Origin of the sequence: Pseudomonas sp. TH07, assembly GCF_016651285.1 — a bacterium.
GTDB lineage: Bacteria > Pseudomonadota > Gammaproteobacteria > Pseudomonadales > Pseudomonadaceae > Aquipseudomonas.
Genome location: NZ_JAEKED010000001.1, coordinates 1,567,663 through 1,582,807 on the forward strand (window position 1 = coordinate 1,567,663; position 15,145 = coordinate 1,582,807).

The 15,145-nt window shown below is 57.9% G+C and carries 18 protein-coding genes; 13 read left to right on the plus strand and 5 right to left on the minus strand.

Annotated elements, in window-relative coordinates; genetic code table 11:
- Positions 1 to 8: 8 nt before the first annotated feature.
- From yidC to rpmH, 4 genes are read right to left on the minus strand one after another with little or no spacing between them, the layout of a single operon-like run.
- The gene (gene yidC / locus JFU57_RS07435; RefSeq protein ID WP_078470338.1) at positions 9 to 1,712 is read right to left on the minus strand and encodes a membrane protein insertase YidC; all 1,704 of its coding nucleotides are present in this window, start codon (positions 1,710 to 1,712) and stop codon (positions 9 to 11) included.
- Between the two features lie 2 nt (positions 1,713 to 1,714).
- Entirely contained in the window at positions 1,715 to 1,960 is a 246-nt protein-coding gene (gene yidD, locus JFU57_RS07440) for a membrane protein insertion efficiency factor YidD (RefSeq protein ID WP_010465488.1), read from the minus strand.
- Positions 1,953 to 2,354 (minus strand): ribonuclease P protein component, encoded by a 402-nt coding sequence (rnpA, locus tag JFU57_RS07445; protein WP_020294939.1) that lies wholly within the window; start codon positions 2,352 to 2,354, stop codon positions 1,953 to 1,955. Before rnpA ends, yidD begins: the two co-directional genes overlap by 8 nt.
- A 16-nt stretch (positions 2,355 to 2,370) precedes the next feature.
- Positions 2,371 to 2,505: a 50S ribosomal protein L34 gene (gene rpmH, locus JFU57_RS07450; protein ID WP_003213577.1), complete on the minus strand. Its 135-nt coding sequence runs from the start codon at positions 2,503 to 2,505 to the stop codon at positions 2,371 to 2,373.
- Positions 2,506 to 3,070: 565 nt separating this feature from the next.
- Here rpmH and dnaA point away from each other — a divergent pair.
- From dnaA to JFU57_RS07505, 11 genes are all read left to right on the plus strand, one after another.
- Entirely contained in the window at positions 3,071 to 4,582 is a 1,512-nt protein-coding gene (gene dnaA / locus JFU57_RS07455) for a chromosomal replication initiator protein DnaA (RefSeq protein ID WP_043228446.1), read from the plus strand.
- Positions 4,583 to 4,620: 38 nt separating this feature from the next.
- Positions 4,621 to 5,724 carry a DNA polymerase III subunit beta gene (gene dnaN, locus JFU57_RS07460; protein WP_020294941.1) on the plus strand — a complete coding sequence of 368 codons (1,104 nt, stop codon included), beginning with the start codon at positions 4,621 to 4,623 and terminating at the stop codon, positions 5,722 to 5,724.
- Between the two features lie 20 nt (positions 5,725 to 5,744).
- Entirely contained in the window at positions 5,745 to 6,848 is a 1,104-nt protein-coding gene (gene recF, locus JFU57_RS07465) for a DNA replication/repair protein RecF (RefSeq protein WP_020294942.1), read from the plus strand.
- Positions 6,849 to 6,852: 4 nt separating this feature from the next.
- Positions 6,853 to 9,270: a DNA topoisomerase (ATP-hydrolyzing) subunit B gene (gene gyrB, locus JFU57_RS07470; protein ID WP_020294943.1), complete on the plus strand. Its 2,418-nt coding sequence runs from the start codon at positions 6,853 to 6,855 to the stop codon at positions 9,268 to 9,270.
- A gap of 122 nt (positions 9,271 to 9,392) precedes the next feature.
- Positions 9,393 to 9,797: an Imm1 family immunity protein gene (locus JFU57_RS07475; protein ID WP_201128695.1), complete on the plus strand. Its 405-nt coding sequence runs from the start codon at positions 9,393 to 9,395 to the stop codon at positions 9,795 to 9,797.
- Positions 9,798 to 9,810: 13 nt separating this feature from the next.
- Positions 9,811 to 10,296, plus strand: coding sequence for a hypothetical protein (locus JFU57_RS33230; RefSeq protein ID WP_201132253.1), 486 nt, complete (start codon positions 9,811 to 9,813; stop codon positions 10,294 to 10,296).
- Between the two features lie 6 nt (positions 10,297 to 10,302).
- Complete coding sequence (locus JFU57_RS07485; RefSeq protein WP_201128697.1) at positions 10,303 to 10,815, plus strand: DUF4265 domain-containing protein; 513 nt, start codon at positions 10,303 to 10,305, stop codon at positions 10,813 to 10,815.
- Positions 10,812 to 11,195, plus strand: a complete 384-nt coding sequence (locus JFU57_RS07490; protein WP_201128699.1) for an Imm10 family immunity protein — start codon at positions 10,812 to 10,814, stop codon at positions 11,193 to 11,195. Before JFU57_RS07485 ends, JFU57_RS07490 begins: the two co-directional genes overlap by 4 nt.
- Before the next feature lie 56 nt (positions 11,196 to 11,251).
- Complete coding sequence (locus JFU57_RS07495; RefSeq protein WP_201128701.1) at positions 11,252 to 11,737, plus strand: DUF4265 domain-containing protein; 486 nt, start codon at positions 11,252 to 11,254, stop codon at positions 11,735 to 11,737.
- A gap of 23 nt (positions 11,738 to 11,760) precedes the next feature.
- Positions 11,761 to 12,102: a hypothetical protein gene (locus JFU57_RS07500; protein ID WP_201128704.1), complete on the plus strand. Its 342-nt coding sequence runs from the start codon at positions 11,761 to 11,763 to the stop codon at positions 12,100 to 12,102.
- Positions 12,103 to 12,113: 11 nt separating this feature from the next.
- Positions 12,114 to 12,434, plus strand: coding sequence for an immunity protein Imm33 domain-containing protein (locus tag JFU57_RS07505; RefSeq protein WP_178102932.1), 321 nt, complete (start codon positions 12,114 to 12,116; stop codon positions 12,432 to 12,434).
- A 27-nt stretch (positions 12,435 to 12,461) separates the two neighbouring features.
- Here the strand turns inward: JFU57_RS07505 and JFU57_RS07510 are convergent, their stop codons facing one another.
- Positions 12,462 to 13,190, minus strand: a complete 729-nt coding sequence (locus tag JFU57_RS07510) for a response regulator transcription factor (RefSeq protein ID WP_078470329.1) — start codon at positions 13,188 to 13,190, stop codon at positions 12,462 to 12,464.
- Between the two features lie 228 nt (positions 13,191 to 13,418).
- On the opposite strand from JFU57_RS07510, the gene JFU57_RS07515 reads away from it, so the two are divergent.
- Positions 13,419 to 13,700, plus strand: a complete 282-nt coding sequence (locus JFU57_RS07515) for a hypothetical protein (protein ID WP_201128706.1) — start codon at positions 13,419 to 13,421, stop codon at positions 13,698 to 13,700.
- A gap of 434 nt (positions 13,701 to 14,134) precedes the next feature.
- Positions 14,135 to 15,145, plus strand: a complete 1,011-nt coding sequence (locus JFU57_RS07520) for a FecR domain-containing protein (protein WP_201128708.1) — start codon at positions 14,135 to 14,137, stop codon at positions 15,143 to 15,145.

The following is a 15,145-nucleotide window of genomic DNA, read 5'->3' on the forward strand; positions in this document are numbered from 1 at the left end:
AGAGTAAGTTACGCCTCGGCTTTTTTGGTAGCCGCTTCGATCTTACGAGTGATGTACCACTGTTGAGAGATCGACAACACGTTGTTGACCACCCAGTACAGAACCAGACCAGCCGGGAACCACAGGAAGAAGAAGGTGAAGATGATTGGCATCATTTTCATGACCTTCGCCTGCATCGGATCCGGAGGTGTCGGGTTCAGACGCTGCTGGATGAACATGGTCGCGCCCATGATGATCGGCAGGATAAAGAACGGGTCTTTGATCGACAGGTCGGTTATCCACAGCATGAACGGAGCCTGGCGCATTTCCACGCTTTCCAGGAGTACCCAGTACAGCGAAAGGAATACCGGCATCTGCACCAGAATCGGCAAGCATCCACCCAGCGGGTTGATCTTCTCTTTCTTGTACAGCTCCATCATGGCTTGCGACATTTTCTGCCGGTCATCGCCATGTTGTTCTTTCAGCGCAGCCAGTTTCGGGGCTACAGCACGCATGCGCGCCATGGATTTGTAGCTGGCAGCCGACAGTGGGAAGAAGATCCCCTTGATCAGCATGGTCAGGAAAATGATCGACCAACCCCAGTTACCCACCAGGCTGTGGATATGTTGCAGCAACCAGAAGATCGGTTGAGCAATGAACCACAGGAAGCCGTAATCCACAGTCAGTTCCAGACCTGGGGACAACTCTTTGAGTACGGCCTGGCTTTTCGGACCGGCGTAAAGGGTGGCGCTGGTTTCAGCCTTGGCACCTGGAGCGACGGTCAACGCCGGGCCAGTGAAGCCAATGATGTAGTTGCCTTTGCTGTCTTTACGGGCCAGAACGACGTTATTTTCGTCTTTTGGCGGAATCCACGCCGTTACAAAGTAGTGCTGAAGCCATGCAACCCAACCACCTTTCACGGTTTCCGTGATCGGCGCCTTGGTTTTGTCTTCGTTCACTTTGTCCATGTCCTTCATGGACACTTTTTTGTACGGCTCGGAACTTGTCCACAGGGCAGCGCCAAGGTAAGTCGCGGTGCCGGTGGCGGTGCTCGACGATGGATCGGCGCTGGAGTCACGCTTCAACTGCGCGAACATTGCACCTGTCCACGGTTGGGCGCTCTGGTTGTCGATGATGTAGGTGACAACCACGTCATACAGGCCGCGTTTCAAGGTGAAACGCTTGATGTAGTTGACGCCGTCCTTGCTGAACTTCAGGTCAACGACCAGTTGATCCTGACCGTCAGCCAGTTGATAACTTTTCTTCTCCGAGGAGAACACCGGGCGGCCTGTCGAGCTGGCGTCAGGGCCGTTGGTGCCAATCAGACCACTTTGAGCCTGGTAAACACGTTCGCCACCGTTATCGAACAGTTGGAACGGAATTTCCGGGTGATCTTGACGGCGTGGATACAGCGGCAGCTTCAGCTGGGCAACATCACCGCCTTGTGGATCGATAGCCAGATCCAATACATCCGTCTTGATTTGGATGAGGTCTTTGCTGACCGCCACTGGAACTTCAGCGGGGGCACTGGTATCGCTCGCAGCGCGTGGAATGTCGTCACTGGCGGAAGTGTTGTTGCCATTTACCGTGTCGGGAAGACCCGCAGGGGTAGTGTTGGCAGCAACATTCTGAGTCGGCAGGGCAGCCTGGCCATAATCCTGGTTCCATTTAAGGACCATGACATAAGCCACGATTGCCAGGGCGACGATCAGGATCGTGCGTTTAATATCCATGATTACTCGGCCATCGAAGAAGAACGGGAGGTAGGGATAGGTGGAACCGGGTCATAACCACCGGGATTCCACGGATGACAGCGACCTAAACGACGAAAGGTCAGCCAGCCACCGCGTAGAAGGCCATGATTTTCGATGGCTTCATACGCGTAGCAGGAACAACTGGGGTAGAAACGACAGTGACTGGCCATCAGAGGACTAATGGCATAGCGATAAAACTGGATCGGAACGAGCGCCAGTTTACGCATCAGGACTGTCTACCCCTGCAGTTTCGGTTTTGACTGCTGGTACCGGCTTGTTACGAGCCAGACGTTTCCAGAGCTTATCGAAATGCTGAATCAATTCGGGGCTTTCTACATCGCCCAAACCTTTGCGCGCGACGATAACGATGTCCCAGCCGACCAGAGAATCCTGGTGCAGGCGAAACGATTCGCGCATCAAACGTTTCAGACGGTTGCGCTCAACGGAGAGCTTTACGCTCTTCTTTCCGATAACCAGCCCCAGACGGGGGTGATCAAGGTCGTTGTTGCGCGCAAGGAGCAGGAGATTTTTCCCCGGAACCTTGCCGGTAGGGGAGTCAAAGACTGCCTTGAAATGCCGGGGAGTAAGCAGACGCTTTTCCCGACTGAAGTCCTGACTCACCTCCAGTGCCGGATTATCAAACTGCCAGACGCGCACGACCTTTGGCGCGACGACGCGACAGGACGGCACGGCCGTTCTTGGTAGCCATGCGAGCACGGAAACCGTGAGTACGAGCGCGTTTGATAGTGCTTGGTTGGAAAGTACGTTTCATGTCGTGTTACCTGGTTCGTCCACAACGGGCCGGAATGGCCCCCGTTTTAAGAGACCGGCGATTCTAGAGAATGCAAGCCTCTAGGTCAATTTCCAACCAGCTTTTCCTTGTAAACAGATATGGGCGGCTGTTGGTTCGAGACACCGGTTACCTAGATATAGAAATAAAGAAGGGAATTATTTAAAGCTTTTCTGTAAAGCTTATAAAAGCTAGGCAGCCACTGTTCTGTGGATAAGTACCTTAAGCCCTTGAACGACGTACTGTACAGGGAATGACAACACTGTCGAGAAGCAGTGCTCTGCCTGTGCTGCGCTATCGGATAAGCTGTGTGTGGAATGGGTAGTTATCCACAGCCAGGTTATCCACCGAGTTTAGCCCCCACTTGTACAAAGACCTTAAGTGGGGTTATCCACAGAGCTTATGCACATACCATTGGTCGTGTTTTTTCCGGTTAAGACATTGATTCTTAGTGGTCTGTGAGCAACCTACGTGTGGATAAGTCTGCGTGCGGCCGCTACAATGGCGGCTGTTTTTGCCTCACCGGCTTTCAACTTAGGGGATATCCGTGTCAGTGGAACTTTGGCAGCAGTGCGTGGAGCTTCTGCGTGATGAGCTGCCTGCCCAGCAATTCAACACTTGGATCCGTCCGCTACAGGTCGAAGCCGAAGGCGACGAGTTGCGTGTCTACGCACCGAATCGTTTTGTTCTCGATTGGGTCAATGAAAAGTACCTGGGTCGTGTGCTCGAGCTGCTCGATGAGCACGGCAATGGTTCAACACCTGCGCTCTCCTTATTAATAGGCAGCAAACGCAGTTCAGCACCCCGGGCTGCGCCTAACGCGCCTTTGGCGGCTGCCGCTTCCAAAGCCCAGGCGGCTGAACCTTCCAGTGCGCCAGTAAGTGCCCCGCCACCGACCAAGGCTTCGGCGAAGAAAGTCGCCCATGTCAGTGAAGAGCCTTCCCGTGACAGCTTCGACCCGATGGCCGGCGCCAGCTCGCAGCAGGCACCGGTGCGCGCCGAACAACGGACTGTCCAGGTCGAAGGTGCGCTCAAGCACACCAGCTACCTGAACCGCACCTTCACCTTTGAAAACTTCGTCGAAGGTAAATCCAACCAGCTGGCGCGTGCCGCCGCCTGGCAGGTCGCGGACAACCCCAAGCATGGCTACAACCCGCTGTTCCTGTATGGCGGTGTAGGTCTGGGTAAGACTCACTTGATGCACGCTGTGGGTAACCACCTATTAAAGAAGAATCCGAATGCCAAGGTCGTGTACCTGCATTCCGAGCGCTTCGTGGCCGACATGGTCAAGGCCCTGCAACTGAACGCCATCAACGAGTTCAAGCGCTTCTACCGCTCGGTGGATGCCTTGCTGATCGATGACATTCAATTCTTCGCCCGCAAGGAGCGTTCCCAGGAAGAGTTTTTCCACACCTTCAACGCCCTGCTCGAAGGTGGGCAACAGGTGATCCTCACCAGTGACCGCTACCCGAAAGAGATCGAGGGCCTCGAAGAGCGTCTGAAATCGCGTTTTGGCTGGGGCCTCACGGTGGCCGTGGAGCCGCCGGAGCTGGAAACCCGGGTCGCGATCCTGATGAAGAAGGCCGACCAGGCCAAAGTCGATTTGCCGCACGATGCCGCGTTTTTCATTGCCCAGCGCATTCGGTCCAACGTGCGTGAGCTGGAGGGTGCGCTCAAGCGTGTCATCGCTCACTCGCACTTCATGGGGCGCGACATCACCATCGAGTTGATTCGCGAATCCCTGAAGGACCTGCTGGCCTTGCAGGACAAGTTGGTCTCTGTGGATAACATTCAGCGCACCGTCGCCGAGTACTACAAGATCAAGATTTCCGACCTGCTGTCCAAGCGTCGCTCGCGCTCCGTTGCGCGTCCACGCCAGGTGGCCATGGCCTTGTCCAAAGAGCTGACCAACCACAGCCTGCCGGAAATCGGCGATGTGTTCGGCGGCCGCGATCACACCACGGTCTTGCACGCATGCCGCAAGATCAATGAACTTAAGGAATCCGACGCGGACATCCGCGAGGACTACAAGAACCTGCTGCGTACACTGACCACTTGATGACACCAGCGCAGCTTATTAAGGCAAGGGACTAGACCATGCATTTCACCATTCAACGCGAAGCCCTGTTGAAACCCCTGCAACTGGTCGCAGGCGTCGTCGAACGCCGCCAGACCTTGCCGGTGCTCTCCAACGTGCTGTTGGTCGTCGAAGGCCAGCAGCTGTCGCTGACCGGTACCGACCTGGAAGTCGAGCTGGTCGGTCGCGTGCAACTTGAAGAGCCAGCCGAGCCTGGCGAAATCACCGTGCCGGCGCGCAAGCTGATGGACATCTGCAAAAGCCTGCCCAACGACGCCTTGATCGATATCAAGCTCGATGAGCAGAAGCTGGTGGTCAAGGCCGGCCGTAGCCGTTTCACCCTGTCGACTCTGCCAGCCAATGACTTCCCTACTGTCGAGGAAGGCCCGGGCTCGCTGACCTGCAGCCTGGAGCAGAGCAAGTTGCGTCGTCTGATCGAACGCACCAGCTTCGCCATGGCCCAGCAGGACGTGCGCTACTACCTCAACGGTATGCTGCTGGAAGTATCGGCCGGGATCATTCGTGCCGTGGCCACCGATGGTCACCGTCTGGCCATGTGCTCGATGCAAGCCGATATCGGCCAGCCGGATCGCCACCAGGTGATCGTGCCGCGCAAAGGTATCCTGGAGCTGGCACGCCTGCTCACCGAGCCGGATGGCAACGTCAGCATCGTCCTGGGTCAGCACCACATCCGCGCCACCACCGGCGAGTTCACCTTTACCTCGAAGCTGGTCGACGGCAAGTTCCCGGATTACGAGCGTGTGCTGCCTAAAGGTGGCGACAAGCTGGTACTGGGCGACCGTCAGGCGCTGCGTGAAGCCTTCAGCCGTACTGCGATTCTCTCCAACGAGAAGTACCGTGGTATCCGTCTGCAATTGGCCAATGGTCAATTGAAGATCCAGGCCAACAACCCGGAACAGGAAGAGGCGGAAGAAGAAGTCGGCGTGGAATACAACGGCGGCTCCCTGGAAATCGGTTTTAACGTGAGCTATCTGCTCGACGTGCTGGGGGTGATGACCACCGAACAGGTGCGCCTGATCCTCTCCGATTCCAACAGCAGCGCCCTGGTCCAGGAATCCGACAACGACGACTCGGCTTACGTTGTCATGCCGATGCGCCTGTAACCATGCTCAGCAGAAGCTAGATGTCCCTCAGTCGCGTCTCGGTCACCGCGGTGCGCAATCTGCACCCGGTGACCTTCTCCCCCTCCCCCCGCATCAACCTTCTCTACGGCGCCAATGGCAGTGGCAAAACCAGCGTGCTCGAAGCCATCCACTTGCTGGGGCTTGCTCGCTCGTTTCGCAGTGCTCGTCTGTTGCCGGTAATCCAGTACGAGCAGTTGGCGTGCACCGTGTTTGGCCAGGTCGAACTGGCGGAAGGCGGGCATAGCAGCTTGGGGATTTCCCGGGATCGTCAGGGAGAGTTTCAGATTCGCATCGACGGGCAGAACGCTCGCAGCGCAGCTCAGTTGGCGGAAATCCTGCCGCTGCAACTGATCAACCCCGACAGCTTTCGCCTGCTGGAAGGGGCTCCGAAAATTCGCCGACAGTTTCTCGACTGGGGTGTGTTCCACGTGGAACCCCGCTTCATGTCGACCTGGCAGCGCTTGCAGAAGGCCCTGAGGCAGCGGAACTCATGGCTGCGGCATGGTACACTTGACGCCGCTTCGCAAGCAGCCTGGGACCGGGAACTGTGTCAGGCCAGCGCTGAAATTGATGAATACCGCCGCGCTTATATCAAAGCCTTGAAACCAGTCTTTGAGCGGACCTTGGGCGAACTGTTGGAGCTCGAGGGCCTGACGCTTAGCTATTACCGTGGTTGGGATAAAGACCGGGAGCTCAGTGATGTGCTCGCGACGTCCCTGCACCGTGATCAGCAGATGGGTCATACCCAGGCCGGTCCCCAGCGTGCTGATTTGCGCCTCAAGTTGGGTGCGCATAACGCCGCGGATATCTTGTCCCGCGGCCAGCAGAAACTGGTGGTCTGTGCCTTGCGCATTGCCCAAGGGCACTTGGTCAGCCAGGCCCGGCGCGGGCAGTGTATTTATCTGGTGGATGACTTGCCGTCCGAGTTGGACGAGCAGCATCGCCGCGCACTTTGTCGCTTGTTGGAAGACTTACGCTGCCAGGTGTTTATCACCTGTGTAGACCACGAATTATTGAGGGAAGGCTGGCAGACGGAAACGCCAGTCGCTCTGTTCCACGTGGAACAGGGCCGTATCACCCAGACCCACGACCATCGGGAGTGAAGGCATGAGCGAAGAAAATACGTACGACTCGACCAGCATTAAAGTGCTGAAAGGTTTGGATGCCGTACGCAAACGTCCCGGTATGTACATTGGTGACACCGACGATGGCAGCGGTCTGCACCACATGGTGTTCGAGGTGGTCGACAACTCGATCGACGAAGCACTGGCTGGCCACTGCGACGACATCAGCATCATCATCCACCCGGACGAATCCATCACTGTGCGCGACAACGGTCGCGGCATTCCGGTTGATGTGCATAAAGAAGAAGGCGTTTCCGCAGCCGAAGTCATCATGACTGTGCTGCACGCCGGCGGTAAGTTCGACGACAACTCCTACAAAGTATCCGGCGGCTTGCACGGTGTGGGTGTGTCGGTAGTGAACGCCTTGTCTGCTGAGCTGATCCTGACTGTGCGCCGTAGCGGCAAGATCTGGGAACAGACTTACGTGCACGGCGTACCGCAAGAGCCGATGAAGATCGTTGGCGAAAGCGAAACCACCGGTACCCAGATTCACTTCAAGCCTTCGGCTGAAACCTTCAAGAACATCCACTTCAGCTGGGACATCCTGGCCAAGCGGATTCGTGAATTGTCCTTCCTCAACTCCGGTGTCGGCATCGTCCTCAAGGATGAGCGCAGCGGCAAGGAAGAGCTGTTCAAGTACGAAGGCGGCCTGCGTGCATTCGTTGAATACCTGAACACCAACAAGACTGCGGTCAACCAGGTGTTCCACTTCAGCATGCAGCGTGAAGACGGCATCGGCGTGGAAATCGCCCTGCAGTGGAACGACAGCTTCAACGAGAACCTGTTGTGCTTCACCAACAACATTCCACAGCGTGACGGCGGTACCCACCTGGTGGGCTTCCGTTCGGCCCTGACCCGTAACCTGAATAACTACATCGAACAGGAAGGCCTGGCGAAGAAGCACAAAGTCGCCACCACCGGTGACGATGCCCGTGAAGGCCTGACCGCGATTATCTCGGTCAAGGTGCCGGATCCGAAGTTCAGCTCCCAGACCAAAGACAAGCTGGTGTCTTCCGAAGTGAAGACCGCGGTCGAACAGGAAATGGGCAAGTACTTCTCCGACTTCCTGCTGGAAAACCCGAACGAAGCCAAGCTGGTGGTCGGCAAGATGATCGACGCTGCCCGTGCCCGTGAAGCGGCGCGCAAGGCCCGTGAAATGACCCGCCGTAAAGGCGCGCTGGATATCGCCGGCCTGCCGGGCAAACTGGCGGACTGCCAGGAAAAAGACCCTGCCCTCTCCGAGCTTTACCTCGTGGAAGGTGACTCTGCTGGCGGTTCCGCCAAGCAGGGTCGCAACCGTCGTACCCAGGCCATCCTGCCGTTGAAGGGCAAGATCCTCAACGTCGAGAAAGCTCGCTTCGACAAGATGATTTCCTCGCAAGAGGTCGGCACCCTGATCACCGCCCTGGGCTGTGGTATCGGTCGCGACGAGTACAACATCGAGAAGCTGCGTTACCACAACATCATCATCATGACCGATGCTGACGTCGACGGTTCGCACATCCGTACCCTGCTGCTGACCTTCTTCTTCCGTCAGTTGCCGGAGCTGATCGAGCGCGGCTACATCTACATCGCTCAGCCGCCGCTGTACAAGGTGAAGAAAGGCAAGCAAGAGCAATACATCAAAGACGACGACGCCATGGAAGAGTACATGACGCAGTCGGCCCTTGAAGACGCCAGCCTGCACCTGAACGAAGAAGCCCCGGGCATCTCCGGCGAGGCGCTGGAGCGCCTGGTAAACGACTTCCGCATGGTGATGAAGACCCTCAAGCGTCTGTCGCGCCTGTACCCTCAGGAACTGACCGAGCACTTCATCTACCTGCCTGCCGTCAGCCTGGAACAGCTGGGCGATCATGCCGCGATGCAGGATTGGCTGGCCCAGTACGAAGTGCGCCTGCGCACCGTCGAGAAGTCCGGTCTGGTCTACAAGGCCAGCCTGCGTGAAGACCGTGAACGTAACGTCTGGCTGCCAGAGGTCGAACTGATCTCCCACGGCCTGTCGAACTACATCACGTTCAACCGCGACTTCTTCGGCAGTAACGATTACAAGACCGTCGTCACCCTGGGCGCGCAGTTGAGCACCCTGTTGGACGAAGGCGCGTACATCCAGCGCGGCGAGCGCAAGAAAGCCATCACCGAGTTCAAGGAAGCCCTTGAGTGGCTGATGGCTGAAAGCACGAAGCGTCACACCATCCAGCGCTACAAAGGTCTGGGTGAAATGAACCCGGATCAGCTGTGGGAAACCACCATGGACCCAAGCCAGCGTCGGATGCTCAAAGTGACCATCGAAGACGCCATTGGCGCAGACCAGATCTTCAACACCCTGATGGGTGATGCGGTCGAACCTCGCCGTGACTTCATCGAAAGCAATGCCCTGGCCGTGTCCAACCTGGATTTCTGATCCCGGGACACAGCTGAAAATAAAAAGGCCGACGCTTAGCGTTGGCCTTTTTTATTGGCAGATTGTTCAATCCGTCATCTATAACGATTTATGTTTTTATCCGGCCAAGGCAGCCATGGCGAATGCTCAAGAAAATCATTGAAGATGAATATGCCGGTAATCGTTGCCACCCCCATGAGTGGTTAAACCCCGACTCGGCGCAGGTGCTGTCCGCGTTCAACCGCCTGGACGGAAAGGCTTTCAGCTCGACGGTTTTTTTCTTCAGCGACGAGACCCTGATGCATATCGGGGGCGGTGCGGCCGAGCAGTATGTGGGTTTTATCGCCCAGGACATCGACCAATCGTTGCAGACCCTGCTCAGCGCAGACAGTCCTGACGATCAGCAGATTGAACTGGTCGCGGGCGGCCAGTCCGGCAGTTACCCTCGGCATCAGTGTGTGGCTAAAGAGCGGGCGAGGCAGGCCCTGGCTTATTTCTCGGACTATGGCTCGGCCGATCCCGATCTGGCTTGGGAAGTGGAAGGCTAACTGGACAATAAGGATGTTGACCTTGGCAGGTATAAGCAGCCACCTATTCGATGAAGCACGCTACCCCATCGCCTGGCGTTTCAATGCCGCGGATTGTGCTCTGAGTGCGGACGACAAACAGCGAGTCGTGCTGTTTGATCAGTCAGCGTCACAGGCTCTATGGGACCGATTCATTCCAGTGCCCAGCCTTATCACTGAGCTGCCCAGCCTGTTTCAATGCCATGAAAAAACCACACTGGATTTTGCCCGGCGCGCAGAGTCGTCATTGTTCTTCGATCAGTGGCTAAGCCCGGAGGCAGACCTGCTCTGGCTGTTCTGGGGTAGACGCTGCGCGGCGCAGGTGCCCAGGGATATTTTTATAAAATGTTGGGACGACTTTTTCTATCCGTCCGATGAGAATACGGCCCTGGTGATGCCGGGCAGTGCAGAGGTCATATTTTCCTTCGAGGAAAACTTCTTTTACGGACAGTTCGTGAGGCCCATGGCGGCGCCTCTGTGAGATGGAATGGATAACTCGACAGCACAGTTTCACAAGATCATTTTCAAACTCACCCTCGACGCCGACGGTTACCCACCGGTGGAGTACGAGTCGCTGTGGGGCATCCAACGGGGCGCAGGTGTCTACGAGTTGGACAACACGCCCTATTACCTCTACGGCGTGAGCAAGGGGGACTGGGTACTGACTCGCGCCGATGCCCATGAGCTGATCGCTACCCGCGTGGTGCGGCAATCCGGGCACTCGACGCTGCGGGTTTTTGCCGAGCGCGAGTCAGAGCGCTCGAGCATTGTGCAGCACCTGCGCAGCCTCGGCGCCAGGTGTACGGTTACCCGGGGCCTGTCGCTGTTCACTGTGGATATCGCGCCCGAGGTCGGTTTTTCCGTAATCGACCACTACCTGTCCTCCATCACCGACGACCAACATATCGCCTATGAAGATGCCTGTTTACAGCACGGGGCCATTGAGCCTGCGCGCATGAGCGAGTGCTCTTCACTGGCTTCACTTGAGGTTCAAGCATGACTGTTGAATGGCCTGCCAGTTTTTTCAGCGCAACCCTGGAAGACGATGTATGGCTTGTGGCTTTTGCCGATGCCGCCGATGAGCCCGAGCACTACCTGTTGTTGCAACGCAGCACCGAGTGCGACGAACAGGACGCCGCTCTGGGCCAGGACACCTACCACCTCGAAATCTCCAGCCCTGCCCTCTCCGGCTATGGCGGGGTTGCACAGGTGCGTATCGAACAGAACCGCATCATTTTCAGCATGGACAGCTCCGTCACCTGGTGTATGGGCCTGGATCAGCTGGTTCTGTTGCTGGCACCTGAGCTGCAAGACGATCCGGCCATCGAACAGGCGCTTCGAGAGGTGTTTGTCGAGCAGTTGACCCCGATCCGGGGCTGAGCCCGGCTCGGCTCTTTTCACCCTTTGTAAAAACAGTAATCGCTCGGAAGTTTGTTATGGATGATGAAAACCAGGAAATATCAATCCGGGTCGTCGCGGGGCAGAATGACCATGGCCCGGTCTATGAGCCGCTGCATGTACGGCGGATCGATGCGGACAGTTACGAGATTCTCTACTCACCGGGGCTGACGCTGAACCTGGCCAAGGGCGATATTATTTCGATCAAGGACCCGCAGGTCCCCGCCGTGGTGCTCAAGCGAGGCGGCAACTTCTGCATCCATATTTATTCGAATCACATCCCGGAAGAACACATCATCGCCCTGGCGGCGGATGTGGCGACCGAGTTGGGCGGCATGCTCGACGGGCGCTATAAGGGCAATCTGACATTGTCGGTGCCGGCGCGAAACGGCATGGACAACATCGCCCTGTTCTTCAACCGTTTCCGCGAGACCACGGGCATCGAGTGGTACTACGCCAACATCTATAAAAACCTCGATGACACCAATGACGAGACCTTGCTCAATTGGTGGCTGGATAGCTGATCGCGAACGGAGTGAAGACGAGCATGAGCTATGAATATCGTCTGGTGTTTGATGAGCCGTTGGACGTGCAGCAGGTCATGGATCAGCTGCGCGGCAGTGCGAATTGTGTGCGGGCTGCCGAGCAGGTGGTCGAGTTCAAGGACCCTGGCCTGGGCAGCCGCGCCGACTATGATCTGCGCCTGACCTTCGAGAGCGAGCAGACGCTGTGGATGGAGTTGCTGTTTCGGACCGCGGCGTTGCACGAGTGCCTGGAGCTGGCACTGCTGGGGCGTCGTTTCAGGTGTTTCGAAGACGGTGACAGCGATGACGAGGTGGCACTCGAACAGGTCTTTGCCCTGGGCAGGACTCTCCCTATTTTCCCTTGATGGCTGGGCCAATGAACGAACGACAGCAGCTTATCTGTGAACGCTACGACCTCGCTCCCCAGGCGCCGGAGCCGATGATTGCACTGGCCACCGGCTCCCTTGCGCAGTCGCCCATCTATGGCACCCGGGTCGAGTTGCCCGAGAACGGCACGGTCAGTTGGTTTATCCACTGCGGCGAACATTCCACCGCCGTGGATTTCTACCAGCCCCTATGCGCCGAGCACCTGGTCGAGCTGCTGCCGGAGGTGATCGATTACCTGTACCTGCCGAGCGGGACGCGTTTCATCATCGACCGCGCCGGCTATGAAGATGTCTGGCAGGACCCGCACTGATATCAAGCCGCTATTAACGGCAAGCGGTCAGTTGCCCTGCTCGCCAGGCGACGCGACACTTTCCAGCCGGTAGCCGTAACCGTAGATGGTCAGCAACTGCCAGCCACGGTCTGTGGTCAGCCCCAACTTGTTGCGCAGGCGGTAGATGTGGGTATCCAGCGGCCGTGAGGACACGATCTCTTCGTGGGTCCAGAACCGCTGGTACAGGTATTCCCGTGACAGCGGTCGCCCCAGGTTGTCGAACAGGCAGCGCGCCAGGCGGTATTCGCGGTCGGTCAGGCTGATGGGTTGACCTGCCCGGGTCACGGTCAGCTCCGCATCATCGAAGGTCAGGTCATTGAAGCTCAGCACTTCGGTGGCGGTGCTGCGCTGCAAACCGTGGCGGCGCAGTACCGCCATGACCCGAGCCTTGAGCTCGTTGGGGCGGAAGGGTTTGCTGACGTAATCGTCGGCCCCGGCATTCAGCGCCTGGACGATATCGCTTTCGGCATCCCGGCTGGTAAGCATGATCGCGGCCGGCGGCGCTTCCATGTGTTCGCGGGTCCAGCGCAGCAATGACAGGCCGCTGAGGTCGGGCAGTTGCCAGTCGAGCACCAGCAGGTCAAAGGTCTCTCGACGCAGCTGGCGCAGCAGGTCCTCACCACGTTCGAAGCTGTGCAGGGTCCAGGGCTGGTCCCCCGGCCCGGGGATCTGTCGCAGTGTCTGTTCCACCCGGGCCAGTTCGGCGGGCTCGTCATCCAGTATTGCGACACGCATGCGGGGCAGTTCCTTGATTGCAGGGGGGAGCACTGTGGCCGTTTTTACGGCGTCTGAGTGGAGGTGAGTTTAGGCCGCCAAGGTGAATCTGAACAATTGTGGCGATTTGCTCTGACGCGATTGCGGGCTCGGTACGCTGATGTCAAATAGCCGGTAGGCGACAGGAGCACTGTCACGGCCTGCCGTGCGGCAGAACCATACCGACTGCAACCCGCAAGGAAAAGGATCATGGGGAAGATGTTTCGTACAGGCCGTGGGCTGCTGGTGAGGGCGGTGCAGGGTAAGGATCTTGGGTGTTTCGGTGCCTTGGCACTGGCTGTCTATCTCAGCCTGGGGTCGACGGTGTTGTCGCCTGCCAGCGCCCACCCTGGGCAACTGCCGGTTCAGCGCAGCCCGCAAGCGAGTGTCAGTGTCACAGCCTTTGCTGATTCGAACCAGGTGGCTCCCAGTACCCTGCATTACGTCGAGCAAAGTGCCCTGCACCAGGAGCAGCAACGCTGGGTGTTCTAGAACCCAAGGATTCTGAACAAATCTTGCAAATCAGCCAGCCGAGCCTTTGGGGCGGTAGATTCCTACTCGCTGAGTGGCACACGGGGCATCAGGAAGTGCTCCGACACAGGGAGTGTCAACCGCCAGGCTGGCGGGACACGGGTTGCTCGCAAGCCGTGTTGAAGGGGAATAAAAGGAGTGCCTCCTCAGGATGATCACCGGGCGATCTGTCGCCACGGTGCCGACACACGGAAGTGTCACCCTCCCCTTGTGTCGGCATGCCTGGATCGCCACGCACTTTTACCTGCGCTTTGTACCGCATACCCTGACCAGCACCGCACGCGTTGGCTGGCGATTGAAAGGGCAGCTATCGGCTCAGGATCGGCCTCAGGTATGGTGCACAGGTTCGATAACAGGGTTTACCCGTCGGTTTGCCACAGGTCCAAGCACACTCCATGACTCAAACGACCCCTTTGCAGCCCACGTTATCCTGGCCTTTCCCGGGCCGTCGCCTGCTGGTTCTGAGTGGTGTGCTCGGGTGTCTGCTCCTGCCGCTGATGGACGTCGGCGCCGCGCCTCGGCGTTTGCCCTATATCGATGACAATCTGCAATGCCGCGGCCAGCCCTTGCCGGCAACGGTGGAGCATCTGACGGGTGAAGCCTGGAAGGTGGATGCCCAGGGCCGGGAAACCCTCCTCGAAGAGGGCATGAATATTGATGAGCAGGAGGGGGTGAAGACCTCGCCTTCAGCCTTCGTCAGCCTCTCGTTGGGAGACGGTTCGCGGGTGGTGCTGCCCTCCAGTTCGAAGATCACCCTGCGCCTGAACCAGGAGTACGGGGTGCCCCAGGTCAGCCTGGAACAGGGCCAGATCGAATCCTATGTGATCAAGCGCAGCAGTGACCACGATCGCTTCCAGATCCTCACGCCAGTAGGTGTCCTGGGGGTACGTGGTACTCATTTCCGAGTGCGCAATGACGATCAGCACGCGTTGGTCGAAGTGCTTAACGGGCAGGTGGCGGTGAGTCGGGAGGATGATCCGCCCCAGGCTAAAAAAACGGTCAGGAACAAGCCTGTGGATAAACCGGTGGGCCCGCTCCCCGGCGAGGTACAGGTCATGGCACGCCAGGGCCTGCGCATTCAGAAACAAGGCACCCTGACCCCGATCGACCTGCTGCCGGCGCCGCGACTGCTGGGCCAGGCCGGACAGACAGGCAGCGCGCCGGTCTGGCAGTTGATCTTCAAACCCTTGCCGGGCGCCAGGCGCTACCGTGCCCAGGTGGCGACCGACAAGGAATTCCTGAACATCAAGCAGGAGCAGTTTTCCAGCACCCCCGAGGTCAACTTCAGCGGCCTGAAGGCCTTTTTCTACCATGTGCGTCTCTCTGCTTTCGATGAGCACGGGCTGGAGGGCGAGACGGGTGTGTATGACATTTTCTATTACCCGCGCACCAGCAATGTTCAATAA